This window comes from Luteibacter sp. SG786, from assembly GCF_011759605.1.
Taxonomy (GTDB): Bacteria; Pseudomonadota; Gammaproteobacteria; order Xanthomonadales; family Rhodanobacteraceae; genus Luteibacter.
In genome coordinates this window covers 361,439-375,798 of record NZ_JAAOYX010000003.1, presented here as the reverse complement: position 1 = coordinate 375,798, position 14,360 = coordinate 361,439, and the positions used below count along the sequence as shown (strand labels likewise).

The 14,360-nt window shown below is 66.2% G+C and carries 17 protein-coding genes; 12 read left to right on the top strand and 5 right to left on the bottom strand.

Annotation, left to right across the window (positions count from 1 at the left end):
- Window positions 1–11: 11 nt before the first annotated feature.
- Genes FHS47_RS17620 through FHS47_RS17605 form a run of 4 tightly spaced genes read left to right on the top strand, consistent with a single transcriptional unit; the run spans window position 12 to window position 4,287 of the window.
- The gene (locus tag FHS47_RS17620) at window positions 12–356 is read left to right on the top strand and encodes an EF-hand domain-containing protein (protein WP_167031258.1); all 345 of its coding nucleotides are present in this window, start codon (window positions 12–14) and stop codon (window positions 354–356) included.
- A gap of 56 nt (window positions 357–412) precedes the next feature.
- Window positions 413–1,594: a cation:proton antiporter gene (locus tag FHS47_RS17615; protein WP_167031255.1), complete on the top strand. Its 1,182-nt coding sequence runs from the start codon at window positions 413–415 to the stop codon at window positions 1,592–1,594.
- A gap of 9 nt (window positions 1,595–1,603) precedes the next feature.
- Window positions 1,604–2,863 carry a TCR/Tet family MFS transporter gene (locus tag FHS47_RS17610; protein WP_167031253.1) on the top strand — a complete coding sequence of 420 codons (1,260 nt, stop codon included), beginning with the start codon at window positions 1,604–1,606 and terminating at the stop codon, window positions 2,861–2,863.
- Between the two features lie 59 nt (window positions 2,864–2,922).
- Window positions 2,923–4,287, top strand: coding sequence for a GGDEF domain-containing protein (locus FHS47_RS17605; RefSeq protein ID WP_167031250.1), 1,365 nt, complete (start codon window positions 2,923–2,925; stop codon window positions 4,285–4,287).
- A gap of 188 nt (window positions 4,288–4,475) precedes the next feature.
- On the opposite strand, the gene FHS47_RS17600 is transcribed toward FHS47_RS17605, so the two are convergent.
- Together FHS47_RS17600 and FHS47_RS17595 are read right to left on the bottom strand one after the other, a co-directional pair.
- Window positions 4,476–5,174 carry a VIT family protein gene (locus FHS47_RS17600; protein WP_167032319.1) on the bottom strand — a complete coding sequence of 233 codons (699 nt, stop codon included), beginning with the start codon at window positions 5,172–5,174 and terminating at the stop codon, window positions 4,476–4,478.
- A 2-nt stretch (window positions 5,175–5,176) separates the two neighbouring features.
- A complete protein-coding gene (locus tag FHS47_RS17595; protein ID WP_208382117.1) occupies window positions 5,177–5,779 on the bottom strand; it encodes an FUSC family protein in 603 nt (200 codons plus the stop codon).
- A gap of 104 nt (window positions 5,780–5,883) precedes the next feature.
- Here FHS47_RS17595 and FHS47_RS17590 point away from each other — a divergent pair, with 104 nt between their 5' ends.
- Window positions 5,884–6,390 (top strand): DUF1993 domain-containing protein, encoded by a 507-nt coding sequence (locus FHS47_RS17590; protein WP_167031247.1) that lies wholly within the window; start codon window positions 5,884–5,886, stop codon window positions 6,388–6,390.
- Between the two features lie 128 nt (window positions 6,391–6,518).
- Here the strand turns inward: FHS47_RS17590 and FHS47_RS17585 are convergent, their stop codons facing one another.
- Window positions 6,519–7,280: an ABC transporter permease gene (locus FHS47_RS17585; protein ID WP_167031244.1), complete on the bottom strand. Its 762-nt coding sequence runs from the start codon at window positions 7,278–7,280 to the stop codon at window positions 6,519–6,521.
- Window positions 7,277–8,206, bottom strand: a complete 930-nt coding sequence (locus FHS47_RS17580; protein ID WP_167032313.1) for an ABC transporter ATP-binding protein — start codon at window positions 8,204–8,206, stop codon at window positions 7,277–7,279. The genes FHS47_RS17585 and FHS47_RS17580 overlap by 4 nt, the downstream gene beginning before the upstream one ends.
- 98 nt (window positions 8,207–8,304) lie before the next feature.
- Here FHS47_RS17580 and FHS47_RS17575 point away from each other — a divergent pair, with 98 nt between their 5' ends.
- The 7 genes from FHS47_RS17575 to FHS47_RS17545 all read left to right on the top strand — a co-directional run bounded on the left by FHS47_RS17575 (window position 8,305) and on the right by FHS47_RS17545 (window position 13,315).
- The gene (locus tag FHS47_RS17575) at window positions 8,305–8,901 is read left to right on the top strand and encodes a DNA-3-methyladenine glycosylase I (RefSeq protein ID WP_208382115.1); all 597 of its coding nucleotides are present in this window, start codon (window positions 8,305–8,307) and stop codon (window positions 8,899–8,901) included.
- 91 nt (window positions 8,902–8,992) lie between these two features.
- Entirely contained in the window at window positions 8,993–9,277 is a 285-nt protein-coding gene (locus tag FHS47_RS17570) for a DUF2188 domain-containing protein (protein WP_167031239.1), read from the top strand.
- A gap of 68 nt (window positions 9,278–9,345) precedes the next feature.
- The gene (gene dinG / locus FHS47_RS17565) at window positions 9,346–11,442 is read left to right on the top strand and encodes an ATP-dependent DNA helicase DinG (RefSeq protein WP_167031236.1); all 2,097 of its coding nucleotides are present in this window, start codon (window positions 9,346–9,348) and stop codon (window positions 11,440–11,442) included.
- Window positions 11,439–11,987, top strand: coding sequence for a HutD family protein (locus FHS47_RS17560; protein ID WP_167031233.1), 549 nt, complete (start codon window positions 11,439–11,441; stop codon window positions 11,985–11,987). The genes dinG and FHS47_RS17560 overlap by 4 nt, the downstream gene beginning before the upstream one ends.
- Window positions 11,988–12,084: 97 nt before the next feature.
- The gene (locus FHS47_RS17555) at window positions 12,085–12,579 is read left to right on the top strand and encodes a lipocalin family protein (RefSeq protein ID WP_167031230.1); all 495 of its coding nucleotides are present in this window, start codon (window positions 12,085–12,087) and stop codon (window positions 12,577–12,579) included.
- Window positions 12,580–12,611: 32 nt separating this feature from the next.
- On the top strand, window positions 12,612–13,010 hold the full coding sequence (locus FHS47_RS17550; RefSeq protein WP_167031227.1) for a YchJ family metal-binding protein: 399 nt from the start codon (window positions 12,612–12,614) through the stop codon (window positions 13,008–13,010).
- Complete coding sequence (locus tag FHS47_RS17545; RefSeq protein ID WP_167031224.1) at window positions 13,007–13,315, top strand: hypothetical protein; 309 nt, start codon at window positions 13,007–13,009, stop codon at window positions 13,313–13,315. Before FHS47_RS17550 ends, FHS47_RS17545 begins: the two co-directional genes overlap by 4 nt.
- A gap of 235 nt (window positions 13,316–13,550) precedes the next feature.
- On the opposite strand, the gene FHS47_RS17540 is transcribed toward FHS47_RS17545, so the two are convergent.
- On the bottom strand, window positions 13,551–14,345 hold the full coding sequence (locus FHS47_RS17540) for an SDR family oxidoreductase (protein WP_167031221.1): 795 nt from the start codon (window positions 14,343–14,345) through the stop codon (window positions 13,551–13,553).
- Between the last annotated feature and the right edge of the window lie 15 nt (window positions 14,346–14,360).

Here is a 14,360-nt window from a genome sequence, read left to right as displayed (position 1 = left end):
ACTGCCGGCCCATGAATAGACGTCCCTTTGCCCTGCTTGCCGGTTTCGTCTTCCTCGCGCCTGCCTTCGCCCAGGACTTCCCCCGCACCCCGGCGGAATACCTGCGCCGCATGGATGCGGACGGCGACGGCCGCATCGACGAGACGGAATACGTGCGGTACATGAGCCAGGGTTTCCTGCGCATGGACGTCAACGGCGACGGCGTGCTGGACGCCAATGACGGCCCGATGCGCCCCGGGGCAAGACCCGTGCACCTGGACGAATTCCAGCGCAACCTCATCCAACAGTTCCACAAGCTGGACCGCAACCACGACGGCGTGTTGAACGCGAAGGAACTCGCCCAGCCTCCCCGGTAACGGCGAGGGCAAGCCCGCGGGTTTCGGCTATTCTCGGCACTCCCTGGGGAGGGCCAATGAATACGACCGAAATGTTCCTGATCGCCATGGCGATCATCCTTGCCGTGCCGTACCTCATCTGGCGCGTGGGGCGTACCGATTACTGGGCACCGCTTGTGGTGGTGCAGATCGTCACCGGCATCGTCCTTGGACCCGGTGTGCTGGGCAAGGCGTTTCCCGATTACTACGCCACCGTGTTCGCCCCGCCGGTGATCGGCGCGTTGAACGGCATCGCGTGGTGGGCGGTGATGGTGTTCGTCTGGCTCGCCGGCATCGAGCTCGACCTGCACGAGGTTTGGCGCCGCCGGCGCGAGTGCGGCACCACGGCCGGCCTGGCCCTCGCCGGCCCCCTGGTCGCAGGCTGCCTTGTCGCGGTGGGCATGCTGGCGTGGCGCGACGGCTGGATAGGGCCTGCTGCCGCTCCGTGGCAGTTCGTGCTGGGCATCGGCATGTCGTGCGCGGTCACCGCGTTGCCCATCCTTATCCTCTTCTTGGAGAAACTCAACGTCCTGCGCGAGCCGCTCGGCATGCGGGTACTGCGCTATGCCAGCCTCGACGACGTCGCCATCTGGGGCGTGCTCGCGATCATCCTGCTCGACTGGCAACGCGTGGGCCACCAGGTGGCCTTCCTCGCCGGTTTCGCCGTTGTCGCGTGGTTGTTTCGCCGGTTGATGGCGCGGCTCGAGGAAACCGACCGCTGGTATGTGGGCCTGGTCTGGCTGGCGGTGTGTGCATACGGGGCCGACTGGTCCGGCCTGCATTACATGGTGGGTGCCTTCCTCGCCGGCGCCGTCATGGATCGCGACTGGTTCACGCTGGAGAACGTGGACAAGCTGCGCCACAACGTGCTGTTGGTGATGATGCCCATCTTTTTCCTTTCCACAGGGCTGCGCACCAACTGGGCGATGGGCGGCACCGCGGTGTTCGTCGCGGCGAGCGTACTGCTGGTGGCTTCGGTCGCAGGAAAGCTGGCGGGTGTCGGCCTGGCCGGCAAGCTCCTCGGCTGGACACGCGGCGACGCGTGGATCATTGGCTGGCTGTTGCAGACCAAGGCGCTGATCATGATCATCTTCGTCAATATCCTGCTCGACAGGCAGGTGATCACCAGCGAAACCTTCACCGCACTGCTGCTGATGGCCGTGGCAAGCACCATGCTCACGATGCCCGTGGTGAAGCCGCGCCTCAAACAACTCGTGTAGACGGACCCCATGGAAGCGCATAGCCACACCCCCGTTCGCCGCGCCGCGGTGATCTTCATCTTCGTCACCGTGCTGATCGACATCCTGGCGTTCGGCATCATCATTCCGGTGCTGCCGCACCTGATCGAACAGATGACCGGCGGCACCGTGTCGAACGCGGCGTGGTGGGTGGGCGTGTTCGGCACAGTGTTCGCCATCGTGCAGTTCATTTTCTCGCCGATCCAGGGCGCCCTCTCCGACCGCTTCGGACGGCGCCCGGTGGTGCTGCTGTCGAACCTGGGGCTGGGCCTCGACTTCATCTTCATGGCGGTCGCGCCGTCCTTGTGGCTGCTGTTCGTCGGGCGGGTCATATCCGGCATGACCGCAGCCAGCTTCACCACCGCCAATGCCTACATCGCCGATGTGACGCCGCCGGAGAAACGCGCGGCAGCCTTCGGCATGCTCGGCGGCGCGTTCGGCATCGGCTTCATCATCGGGCCGGCCTTGGGCGGCTTCCTCGGTGGCATCGATCTTCGCCTGCCGTTCTGGGTCGCCGCGGGGCTCGCACTCACGAACTTCCTCTATGGATTCTTCATCCTTCCCGAGTCGCTGCCGCCCGAAAAACGGGCGGCCCGGTTCGAACCGCACACGGCCCATCCACTTGGCGCGATGAAGCTCCTGCGGCGGAATCCGCAGGTGTTCGGACTCTCGGTGGTGATGTTCACCTTCTATCTCGCGCACTACGTGCTGCAGACCGTCTTCGTCCTCTATGCCGACTACCGGTATGGCTGGGGACCGCAGCAGGTAGGCTACGTGCTGGCCCTGGTAGGCGCGTGCGACGGTACCGTGCAAGCCTTCCTCACCGGGCGCCTCGTCACCCGCTTCGGCGAGCGGCGCGTGATGCTGGCCGGACTGTTCTTCGGGGCCGCGGCGTTCGCCGTCATGGGGCTCGCGTCCGTCGGCTGGGCCTTCCTCATCGGCATTCCCCTCATGTCGCTCTGGGGACTGGCCGGCCCGCCCATCCAGTCGATCATGACCCGGCACGTGGCCCCCGACGAACACGGCCGCCTCCAGGGCGGGGTCACCAGCCTGGGCAGCTTCGCCGGGATCTTCGGCCCTTACCTGTTCGCGCAGATCTTCGCCTACTGGATCGACCCGGCCCGGACGTTCCATGTCTCGGGCATGCCGTTCCTCCTCGCGGCCGCCCTCGTGGCGGTGGGTATCGTGGTCGCGGCGCGCGCCACCCGGGGCGAGCGGGGGCCCGCGCTGAGCCCGGAAAACGTGAGCTAATTCGCAAACTTCATCGTATGATGTGATTCGAATCGGCAACTGACGCGAACGGTCGGAGCGTGCGTTTGGACAACCAGCTCTGGGAAAGCAAATACCACGAAGCCGTAGATCGCCTGACCCGTGAAGAAGGGCAATGGCGCACCGCGGAATCGCTTCTCCGCCAGTTGGTAGGTTGCCTGGGTCGGGTGGCGCACGGTGCCCACGACCAGGTCGATCCGCACATCGAACGACTGTCCGCCGCCCTCTCGGGGCCGATGGAGCCCATGGCCCTCGAGCCGTTGGTAGCCGACTTGGCCGAGGCGATCCAGGCGCTGGGCGACCAACCCGTCGCCGGCTACCAGGAACGCTCCATCTCCATCGGACGGCCCCCTCGCACGGAACACGGCTCGTCGGTGCAATCGTCGCTCAGCAGGCTGGTGGACCGCATCGTCGTGCTACCGCGCCTGGCCGACCGGGCCAACGACCTGCGCCACCAGGTGGCCGACGCGGGCGACCTCGTGGCCCTCGCCGCCTGCGGCGACCGCCTGGCCGACCTGATCAACGAGCAGCGCATCGGCCTGCAGCGCGAGATCGACGCCTTGCAGGTGGTGCTTCGCCACGTCACCGGCCGCCTCGACGAGATGAGCCAGTACATGTCCCGTGAGCTGGCCGACCAGTCCACGGGTGAATCCAACGGGCAGGCGCTCGACGCGTCCGTGGCGCACGAGATGCGCCTGCTCGGCGAGGCGGCGCTGGAGATCGACGACGCACACGAGCTTCGCGAGCGCGTGAACCGCAGCCTCGAAACGATCGCCCTCTGCTTCCGCGATTTCCGCGAACGCGAAGGCGCACGCCTCACCGCGTACCGCGAACGTGCGGAAAAGATGCGCCAGCGGATCGAACAGTTGGAGACCGAGCGCACTACCTTGCAGCGCTCGCTCGAACGCGAACACGAACTGGCGCAGACCGACACCATGATCGGCATGCCCAACCGACTGGCGTACGAGAAACGAATTGAAGCAGCCTTCGAGGGCTGGCAGGCCACGTCGCGGCCCCTGTGCGTCGCGGCCATCGACATCGACCACTTCAAGAGCATCAACGATACCTACGGCCATACCGCCGGCGATGCCGTGCTGCGTATCATCGGCCAGGCCCTGCTGAAACATGTGCGGCCTTGCGACTTCGTGGCGCGCTATGGCGGCGAGGAATTCATCGTGATCTTCGACGGCGCGGACGAAGCCGAATCGTTGCAGGTGTGCGAACGCCTGCGCGGCAAGATCCAGCACCTGGCCTTCCACGCCAGCCGGCAGCCGGTACGCGTCACCGCGTCGATCGGACTGGCGCAGTTCCAGCCCGGCGACACGCCGCAGTCCGTATTCGACCGCGCCGACCTCGCGCTTTACACGGCAAAGAACGGCGGCAGGAATCGCTGCGTGGCCGGCTGAATCGCAGAGGCGCCCCTTTGTGGAGCCGGGCTTTGCCGGCGATCCCGCGGCAGCGGTTCAGGTTGTCGCAAGCACCCATCGCCGCTGAAGCGGCTCCCACACAAAGCGTCCGCCCCTCACCAAAGCCCCGCCTTGTGGGAGCCGGCTTTGCCGGCGATCCCGCGGCAGCGGGCCTACTTGCCGCAGCGCTACGCCGCCACGCCGAACAGGCGTCCCACGGCCGCGGTGAGCGCCATTGCCGCCGCACCCCAGAACAGCACGCGAACCACGCCGCGAACCACGGGCGATCCGGCCATCGCGGCCGAGAGGCCGCCGAGGATCGCCAGCCCCAGCAGCGAGACGATCACAGTGACCGGCGCCGCGAGGTTCCGCGTCGAGAAAATCACCGCCAGAAGAGGCAGCAGCGCGCCGCTCGCGAAACTGATGGCCGAAGCGATGGCGGCCTGCAAGGGGCGAGCGGCCGTGGTGTCCGAAAGGCCCAGCTCGTCGCGCGCATGGGCTTCGAGCGCGTTGTGCGCCATCAGCTGCGTGGCGACCTGCGCCGCCAACGCCCGGTCGAGTCCGCGCTGCACGTAGATCTCGGCCAGCTCCTTGTGCTCCCCTTGCGGATCGTCGCGCAGTTCGCGCGATTCCAGCGCCAGTTCGGCGTTTTCGCTGTCCGCCTGGGAACTCACCGAGACATACTCCCCCGCGGCCATCGACATGGCTCCCGCCACGAGACCGGCCACACCGGCGATAAGGATGTCGGAGGGACGAGCCTGGGGTGCCGAGGCCACGCCGACGACAAGGCTGGCGGTGGAAAGGATGCCGTCGTTGGCGCCGAGCACGGCGGCGCGCAGCCAACCGATGCGGGAGAGTCGATGACGTTCGCTGTGCCGCGTTCGCATGATCATGCGGTTCCCTCTTCTTCCTTCTGTTCCACGCGCTCTTCCAGCCGCGAGACCGCCCAGCCGATGACGAGGGCGCATAGCGTGCCGAGCACGACCTCGCCCAGGCGCATCAGGGGCACCTCCCAACTCGGCCCCGCGCTGGGAACCAGCAGCACGATGGCCGCGGTGATTCCCGCTATGCGCGCCGCGGCCGCCGCATTGGCCATCCAGCAGACGATCGTCACCAGCCCGAGACCCAGCGCGAAGGCCAGGATATTGCCGCTACCACCGGCCCACAATCCGAGGAAGCCCGCGATGCCGCCGAGCACGGTGCCCAGGCAGCGGTCGCGACCCGCGCCCCGGGTATCGCCGAAATGGGGTTGCGTGACGGCCACCGCACTGATCGCCGCCCAGAAGGCCTGTTCGGTGTGCAGCGCCTGGCCGACCGCGTAGGCGACGCTGGCCGACAAGGCCACCTTGAAAGCCATGAAGGCGCCGATACGCAAGCGCCTTTCCAGGGGCATGCTGCGAAACAGGCGATCGAGCAGACGCTGGGCGCGACGGAGGCGACTGGCGCGCTGGACGGTCTCGGTACGTTCGGGGTGCGCGTCCATGGGGCTCATGCCGCCATGCTAACCGGGATCGCCGTCGACGCGCCGCCAACGGGGCCGCACAATATGCCGCCGCGGCCGACCGGCCGCCCATCACCAGAAGAGCCTACGACCCCATGTCCATCACCATGTACCAAGCCTGCGTGCCGGTGCTCGTCCGCGCGCTGACTAACCTGTCCGGCGTACTGACCAAGGGCGCCGCGCACGCCGCCGAAAAGAACATCGCGCCGGAAGTGCTGCTGCATACGCGCATCACGCCCGACATGTTTCCGCTGATTCGCCAGGTGCAGATCGCCACCGACATGGCGAAGGGCGCCGCCTTCCGCCTGGCCGGCAAGGACGTGCCCAAGATGGAGGACAACGAGACCACGTTCGAGGAACTGCAGAAGCGCATCGCGTACGTCATCGATCTGCTGAAGGGCTTCAAGCCCGAAGAGATCGACGGCAGCGAAGACCGCGAAGTGGTGCTGCAGACGCGCACGAACGAACTGCGTTTCCGCGGCCAGGATTACCTGCTGGGCTTCGTGCTGCCCAACATCTACTTCCACTGCACCACGGCGTACGCGATCCTGCGCGGCGCGGGCGTGGCGCTGGGCAAGATGGATTTCATCGGCAAGCCGTAAGGGCGCGGAAGTCGCTGGGCCCCTGCCTGCGCAGGGGCGACCCCGGCCAGGTTCGTCGTTTCTGCGAAGGCAGGAACCCAGCGACTCGTTCCCCACCACTGCCGCTCGGCACCCCGACCGGAAAAACGCTACGACTTCAGCTTCCACCCGGTGCGGAAGATCCACCAGACGATACCGAGGCACACCAGCAGGAACCCGACCGTGGCCGCCGCACTGACGACCACGTTCACGTCCGCCGTGCCGTAGAAGCTCCAGCGGAATCCGTTCACGAGGTACACCACCGGGTTGAACAGCGTGATCTTCTGCCATACCGGCGGCAGCATCGAGATGGAGTAGAAGCTTCCGCCGAGGAAAGTGAGCGGCGTGATCACCATCAGCGGCACGACCTGCAGCTTCTGGAAGTCGTCCGCCCAAAGCCCGATGATGAAACCGAACAGGCTGAAGGTGACGGCGGTCAGCAGCAGGAAGGCCACCATCCAGAAGGGATGCTGGATCTCATAGGCCACGAACAGGCGCGCCGTGACCAGGATCAGCAGACCCAGGATCACCGACTTTGTCGCGGCGGCACCGACGTAGCCGAGCACCACCTCCACGTACGACACGGGGGCCGACAGCAGTTCGTAGATCGTGCCCGCCCATTTCGGCATGTAGATGCCGAACGACGCGTTCGAGATGCTCTCGTTGAGCAGCGACAGCATGATGAGGCCGGGGATGATGAAGGCGCCATAGCTCACGCCACCCACCTCGCCCATGCGCGAACCGATGGCGGCGCCGAACACCACGAAGTAGAGCGACGTGGAAAGCACAGGCGACGCGATGCTCTGCATCAGCGTGCGGAACGTGCGGGCCATTTCGAACCGATAAATGGCGCGGATCGCGTAGAGGTTCATGCGCGGCTCCTCACCAGGCTGACGAAGATGTCCTCGAGCGAACTCTCGCTCGAATGCAGATCCTTGAAGTCGATGCCCAGGGCATTCAGCTTGCGCAGAAGCTCGGCGATGCCGGTGCGTTCGCCCTGTGCGTCGAAGGTGTAGGTGAGACAGCTGCCGTCGTCCGACAACTCCAGCGGCCATTCGCCGAGACCTTCTGGCACCGACTCGAGCGGTGTCTGCAATTGCAGCGACAATTGCTTCTTTCCGAGCTTCCGCATCAACGTGTGCTTGTCTTCCACCAGCACCAGCTCGCCGCGATTGATCACGCCGATGCGGTCGGCCATCTGCTCGGCTTCCTCGATGTAATGCGTGGTGAGGATGATGGTGACGCCCGACTCGCGCAGGCGATGCACCATCTGCCACATGTCGTGGCGAAGCTCCACGTCGACGCCCGCGGTCGGTTCGTCGAGGAACAGCACGCGAGGTTCGTGCGCCAGGGCCTTCGCGATCAGCACGCGCCGCTTCATGCCGCCGGAAAGCGTCATGATCTTCGAATCCTTCTTCTCCCACAGCGACAGCTCGCGCAGGATCTTTTCCAGGTACGCCGGGTCCGGCGCCTTGCCGAACAGCCCGCGGCTGAATTTCACCGTGGCCCAGACACTTTCGAAGGCGTCGGTGGAGAGTTCCTGCGGCACCAGGCCGATGAGGCCGCGCGCGGCGCGGTAGTCGCGCACGATGTCGTGACCGTCGACGATCACCGTGCCCTCGCTACCGTTGACGATGCCACAGACGATGCTGATCAGGGTGGTCTTGCCGGCACCGTTCGGTCCAAGCAGCGCGAAGATCTCGCCGCGGCGGATTTCCAGATCCACGCGCTTGAGCGCTTGGAACCCGGTCTTGTAGGTCTTGGAGAGGCCTTGCACCGAGACGATGGCGTCGGGCATGGAGATAGTGGCATCGAGTGGCGGCATGGGGACCCGCTTGTTCGGTGGGTAAGCGGGCGATGGTAGACCCGAACGCGCATGGGTGCGAGGCTTGGCGAATGACCCCGCCCAGGACCGAAGCCCTCGTACGTTGCCCCTGGGGCGACACCGATGCACTGCTGCGCGACTACCACGACCGGGAATGGGGCGTGCCCGAACGCGACAGCCGCAAGCTCTGGGAAAAGCTGGTGCTCGACGGCTTCCAGGCGGGGTTGTCCTGGCGCACGATCCTCGCCCGGCGCGACGGCTTCCGGCGTGCCTTCGACGGCTTCGATCCGGAGCGCGTGGCGGCGTACGGCCACGGCGATGTCGCGCGCCTGCTGGCCGACGCCGGCATCATCCGCTCGCGCAGCAAGATCGAGGCAAGCATCCGCAACGCCCGGGCCTATCTGGCGATGCGGGAGGCCGGCGAGGATTTCGCCACCTTCGCCTGGCAGTTCGTCGGGGGCCGGCCCATCGACTGGGAAGGCCCCGTGCCCCCGAACAGCCCGCTGTCGGAACAGGTATCGAAGGCCCTGCGGAAGCGCGGTTTCACCTTCGTCGGCCCGACCATCGTGTTCGCCTGGATGGAGGCCACAGGGCTCATCAACAGCCACGCGCCGGAGTGCTTCCGCCGCCATGAAGTGCGCTGTAACCCATTGGACAAACAGGCTTAACGGGTTTTTTAGCCCCCCGGGCGTAGCGTGGACCTCGAGGCCGCATCCAGCGGCCTCGATCGTCTGGTTCACCTGACTTCGTGAGGGTTCCATGGCTTCGAGCTCCGCCCAACTGTTCATTCCGTACAGCGAATCGACACAGGGACCGTGGATCGTGCGCCGTGCGGCATCCCTCCTGCTCGGTCCGTACGATTCCCAGGCGGCCGCCCTTGCCGCAGCCGAGAACATCGCCCCCGGCCTGTCCGCCGAACTGGGCCGGCCCGTGGAGATCCACGTGCAGCAGGCCGACGGCACCTGGACCGAACACAATTACGTGGTGGCCGGCCTCGTCGCCGGTGTGGGCACACCGCCGCCCGGGATGAACCGTCACGCCTGAGGTTCGTGGGCTTCAGACGGCGATAGGGTAACCTTGCAAGGCTACCCTTCCCGTACCCGCGCCCATCGATGCTCACCGACGACACCAAAGCCGCGATCCGCGCCGCCTATGCGCGGCTGAAGGATGGCCTGACGGGATTCCGCGGCCGCTCCTCGCAGCTGAAGATGATTGCCGAGGTGGCCAAGGCGCTGGCCGAGCCGGCCGGCGCGGCCGTCATCGAGGCGCCGACCGGCACAGGCAAGTCGATGGCCTATCTGATCGCCGGCCTGGAAGTTGCCCGGGCGCAGAAGAAGAAGCTCGTCATCGCGACCGCCACGGTGGCGCTGCAGGAACAACTCGTGCAGCGCGACATTCCGCAGTATTTGAGCCTGTGCGGTGTCGAGGCCAAGGTGGCGCTCGCCAAGGGCCGTGCCCGCTACCTCTGCCCGCGCAACCTGCGCATGGCCGGAGCGGAGCCTTCGGCGCAGGGCGGCTTCGATTTCGATGCGGAACTCGCGCTATGGTCGCGTCCGCCCGCCGAGCGCGACACCAAGGCCATCGAGAAGCTCGGCAAGGCATTCGAGTCGCGCGAGTGGAACGGCGACATCGACACTAGCCCCGAACCGCTTTCCGATCTCGTGCGCGGCATGGTCACCACCAGCGCTGGCGGATGCACCGGACGGAAATGCGGCGCCTTTGCCGTGTGTCCGTTCTTCGTGGCACGCCGCGCGATCGGCGATGCCGACATCGTCGTGGCGAACCAGGACCTTGTGCTGGCCGACCTCACGATGCCGCGCGACGAGGACACCTTCGGCGGCGTGATCCTGCCGAAGCCGGAAGAAACCCTCTATATCTTCGACGAAGCGCACCACGTGCCCGGCAAGGCCATCGACCGCGGTGCCGCCGACGTGCACCTCGCCACCGCTGTACGCCGCATCGGCCGCCTGCAGAACCAGATCCACGCGGCGTATTCGCTCACGGACAAGGAAAGCATCGGCAACCTCACGCTCGAGCAGGGCGACGAGAAGATGCTCGAGATGTCTAACGCGCTGGAAGAGATGGAGCGGGAGATCCGCCTGTCATGGACACCCTCGTCGAGCGAAACGGAGCCCGTGTTCCGCGCCTCGCTTGGCCAGCTTCCGGAAAACTGGAAGGCGCACGCGGACTACCTGCACCTCGTCACGAAGGACATCCAGCGCTGGCTGCGCACGGTGCGCCGCACGGTCGTGGAAATGGAGGCCGGCGGCCCCACGCAGGAGGCGCTGTCCCGCGAACTCGGCGTGGCGCTGGAACGCCTCGATCGCCAGGTGCGCACCTGGTACGCATGGTCGACCGACGACCGCGAGGACGGCCCGCCCCTCGCGCGCTGGGTGAGCATGACGCCCGAGCAGCAGCTGGTGTGCCACGCGTCGGCGGTGTCGGCTGGCGGACTGCTGCGCAGCGTGCTCTGGGACAACGCGTCCGCCGTGGTCATGACCTCGGCCACGCTCAGCGCCGGCGGCAACTTCCGCGGCTTCGCCGATTCGGTCGGCCTGCCCAACGATGCCGTGACGATCAGCCTGCCCTCGCCGTTCGACCTCGAACGCCAGGCCAGGCTCACGGTGCCGGCCCTCAGCTCGCTCCCCGACGACCGCGAGGGTCACGCACGGGAGGTATCGGACTGGCTGGCGAAGCACCTCGACTGGAACGCGGGCAATCTCGTGCTGTTTACCTCGCGCGCGAAGCTCGACCGCGTGCTGCAGATCCTGCCCATCGAATTCGTGCGCAAGGTACGGGCGCAGGGCTCGTTGTCGAAAGCCCAGTTGATCGCCGAGCACCGAGAGGACATCGAAGCCGGCAAGGGCAGCACGCTGTTCGGGCTGGCCTCATTCGGCGAAGGCCTCGACCTCCCTGGCAAGCTCTGCGAAACCGTGGTGGTCACCCAGCTGCCGTTCGCGGTGCCTACCGATCCGGTCGGCGCCACGTATGCCGAATGGCTGGAATCGCGCGGCCGCAATCCTTTCATCGAGGTGAGCGTGCCCGATGCCACGCGACTGCTCACGCAGTACTGCGGCCGCCTCATCCGCACGGAAACCGATACAGGTCGCATCGTGCTGCTCGACCGTCGTGTCGTCACCAAACGCTACGGCACGGGCATGCTGCGCGCCCTGCCGCCTTTCGCCCGCGATATCGAACGCGTCGCATGAAGATCGTCCGTTTCGACGAACTGAAAGCCGTGCCGTGGAAGAACGGCCTGGGCATCACGCGCGAGATCGCCGTCGAGCCGCCCGGCGCCTCGATGGACGACTTCCTATGGCGGGTGAGCATCGCGGACGTCGACACCGCGTCGCCCTTCTCGCGATTTCCCGGCATCGACCGGACCATCGTGCTGCTCCAGGGCGACGGCTTCACGATGACGCTCGACGGCGAGTGCGAGCACGCCCTGACGACACCCTTCAAGCCATTCGCCTTCCCGGGCGAAGCGCAGGTCGAGGTCACGCTTGCCGGCGGAGCGACGCGCGATTTCAATCTGATGGTTCGTCGTGGCGCGGTGCGGGGGGCGGTCGATGTCGTGCACGGGCCGGGACATGTCGAGGCGCACGGTGCCGAGCTGCTTCATCTTGCCCGTGGCACGGCGCTCTTCGGCGATGTCGCCTGCGCGACCGGCGATAGTGTCATCGCACCGCAGTCGGTCGAACTCGACGACGGTGCGGTTGCTCTGCTCGTCAGGATCGTCAACGCTCGCGACTGAGCGCCTCCGCGCCGCGGGGAATGCGGCTGGCGGCGCGATTCAAATGAGGTTCACCCCCAATGCGCATCGTAGGGGGTCGTCCTAACGGAATCCCGCCATGCCTCCCATCGCAACGGCACCCGTCATCGCCGTCAGTCACCTGGATCTGGAGCGCTACGCCGGCACCTGGCATGAGATTGCCCGGCTGCCGATGTATTTCCAGCGCAAGTGCGAGACCGGCGTGACGGCCACCTACACACCCCGTGCCGATGGAACCATCGGTGTACACAACCAATGCGTCACTGCCGAAGGCAAGACCATTGCCAGCGACGGCGTGGCCAGACGGCCGGAGCCGTTCTCCCAAGGCAAGCTGGAAGTACGTTTCGCCCCGGCCTGGCTGTCGTGGCTGCCCATGGTGTGGGCCGAATACTGGGTGATCGCGCTCGACGAGAACTATCGCTGGGCCATGGTCGGGCAACCGAGCCGGAAATACCTGTGGATTCTTTCCCGCACGCCGGCCATGGACCGAGCCACGTTCGAGTCGCTCAAGGCAAAGGCTGTCACCATGGGTTACGACCTCACGCCCCTGATCGTATCCGGCAAGGTGGACTGAACGCATCCTGGCGTTCCCACATCAGAACGACAATGACGAAATTCACCGTTCCCTCCGTCTGCCCGTGTAACGACAAGGCCGCTTATGCCGCCTGTTGCGGTCCGTGGCATGCCGGCTCGCCCGCGCCGACGGCCGAGGCCCTGATGCGCTCGCGCTACAGCGCGTATGTACTCGGGTTGGAGCACTATCTGCTCGCCACGTGGCACCGCGATACGCGGCCACCGTCCCTCGGTCTCTCAACGCAATCGCCCGCACCGACGTGGCTCGGCCTCTCCGTGAAGCGTCACGAGAACCCCACGCCGGATACCGCCATCGTCGAGTTCGTCGCGCGCCTTCGCATCGGCGGCGGCAAGGCCGAGCGCATGCATGAGGTCAGCCGCTTCGTTCGCGAGGACGGGAGGTGGTTCTACGTGGACGGTGAACTGTCGTGAGCCGCTTCGAGGACATCATCTGCGAGGCGATCCGCTCGATGCATCTTCTGACAGTCGAATACGGCGGCGAAGAGCGACTCGTGCAGCCTTACGTGTACGGCGACGACCATGCGGGCAATCGACTGCTGAGCGCCTATCAGGTGGCGGGTGGAAGCGCTTCCGGTGCGTCGGCGGGGTGGAAGTTCTTCCGCATGGACAAGGTGACGTCGGTCGCCTCGAGCGATCGCCGCTTCCATTCGCCGCGGCCGGAATTTCAGCGGGACGACGGGGCGTTTGCGCGCATCCTTTGCCAAGTGGGCGATTGAGCGACCAACCCGCGGCGGCGAGCACGCTTGACGCGAGCACCCATCGCCGCTGCAGCGGCTCCCACACAAAGCTCGCATGCTTGTGAGGAAACCTCGTGTTTGGGGAGGTATCTGTGGGAGCCGGCTATGCCGGCGATCCCGCGGCAGCGGGCACGCTTGTCGCGAGCACCCATCGCCGCTGAAGCGGCTCCCACACAAAGCTCGCATGCTTGCGTGGGAGCCGGCGGTGCGGTGGTCAGAGAATCAGACGAGCCACGCCGCCGTCCACGCGGAACGATGCGCCGGTGGTGCCGGAGGCTTGCTCGGAAGCGAGGAACACCGAGACGTTCGCGACTTCTTCCACGCTCAGCAGGCGCTGGATGAGCGAAGTGGGACGGTGCGTCTTGATGAATTCGGCTTCCACTTCTTCCTGCGTCTTGCCGCCGTTCTTCGCGATCTTGCCGAAGAACTCGCTCACGCCTTCAGAGAGCGTCGGGCCCGGCAGCACCGCGTTCACCGTAACGCCCGTACCCGTCAACACTTCCGCGAGGCCACGCGACACCGCAAGCTGCGCGGTCTTGGTCACGCCGTAATGCACCATCTCCGGCGGCGTCTGGATGCTCGATTCGCTGGAGATGAACTGCACACGACCCCAGCCGCGCTCGGCCATGCCCTTGGCATAGTGACGGGAGAGGCGCACGCCGGAAATAACGTTGACGTCGAAGAAGCGCGTCCATTCGGCGTCGTCGATCTCGAAGAAGTCGCGCGGTTCGAAGATACCGAGGTTGTTCACCAGGATGTCGATCTGGGGAACCGCCTTGATCAGCGCGTCGGCTCCTTCTTTCGTCCCGAGGTCGGCGGCCACGCCGCTCACCTTGGCGTTCGGCACGTCCTTCTTCACCGCGGCGATGGCTTCGTCCACCCGGGCCTGGGTGCGTCCGGTAATCACGACCGAGGCCCCGGCCTTGGCAAGACCGGTGGCGATGGCGAGGCCGATGCCGGCCGTTGAACCCGTGACGATGGCGGTGCGCTTGCTGAGGTCGATCTGCATGGGAAGCTCCGTAAG

Bases quoted from the DNA above. Each gene is read 5' to 3' on its own strand.
- FHS47_RS17610 (WP_167031253.1), top strand. From the start codon at position 1,604: ATGGAAGCGCATAGCCACACCCCCGTTCGCCGCGCCGCGGTGATCTTC.
- FHS47_RS17540 (WP_167031221.1), bottom strand. From the start codon at position 14,345: ATGCAGATCGACCTCAGCAAGCGCACCGCCATCGTCACGGGTTCAACG.
- FHS47_RS17615 (WP_167031255.1), top strand. From the start codon at position 413: ATGAATACGACCGAAATGTTCCTGATCGCCATGGCGATCATCCTTGCC.
- dinG (WP_167031236.1), top strand. From the start codon at position 9,346: ATGCTCACCGACGACACCAAAGCCGCGATCCGCGCCGCCTATGCGCGG.
- FHS47_RS17595 (WP_208382117.1), bottom strand. From the start codon at position 5,779: ATGAGCCCCATGGACGCGCACCCCGAACGTACCGAGACCGTCCAGCGC.
- FHS47_RS17600 (WP_167032319.1), bottom strand. From the start codon at position 5,174: ATGCGAACGCGGCACAGCGAACGTCATCGACTCTCCCGCATCGGTTGG.
- FHS47_RS17620 (WP_167031258.1), top strand. From the start codon at position 12: ATGAATAGACGTCCCTTTGCCCTGCTTGCCGGTTTCGTCTTCCTCGCG.
- FHS47_RS17585 (WP_167031244.1), bottom strand. From the start codon at position 7,280: ATGAACCTCTACGCGATCCGCGCCATTTATCGGTTCGAAATGGCCCGC.
- FHS47_RS17575 (WP_208382115.1), top strand. From the start codon at position 8,305: ATGACCCCGCCCAGGACCGAAGCCCTCGTACGTTGCCCCTGGGGCGAC.
- FHS47_RS17570 (WP_167031239.1), top strand. From the start codon at position 8,993: ATGGCTTCGAGCTCCGCCCAACTGTTCATTCCGTACAGCGAATCGACA.
- FHS47_RS17560 (WP_167031233.1), top strand. From the start codon at position 11,439: ATGAAGATCGTCCGTTTCGACGAACTGAAAGCCGTGCCGTGGAAGAAC.
- FHS47_RS17580 (WP_167032313.1), bottom strand. From the start codon at position 8,206: ATGCCCGACGCCATCGTCTCGGTGCAAGGCCTCTCCAAGACCTACAAG.
- FHS47_RS17590 (WP_167031247.1), top strand. From the start codon at position 5,884: ATGTCCATCACCATGTACCAAGCCTGCGTGCCGGTGCTCGTCCGCGCG.
- FHS47_RS17555 (WP_167031230.1), top strand. From the start codon at position 12,085: ATGCCTCCCATCGCAACGGCACCCGTCATCGCCGTCAGTCACCTGGAT.
- FHS47_RS17550 (WP_167031227.1), top strand. From the start codon at position 12,612: ATGACGAAATTCACCGTTCCCTCCGTCTGCCCGTGTAACGACAAGGCC.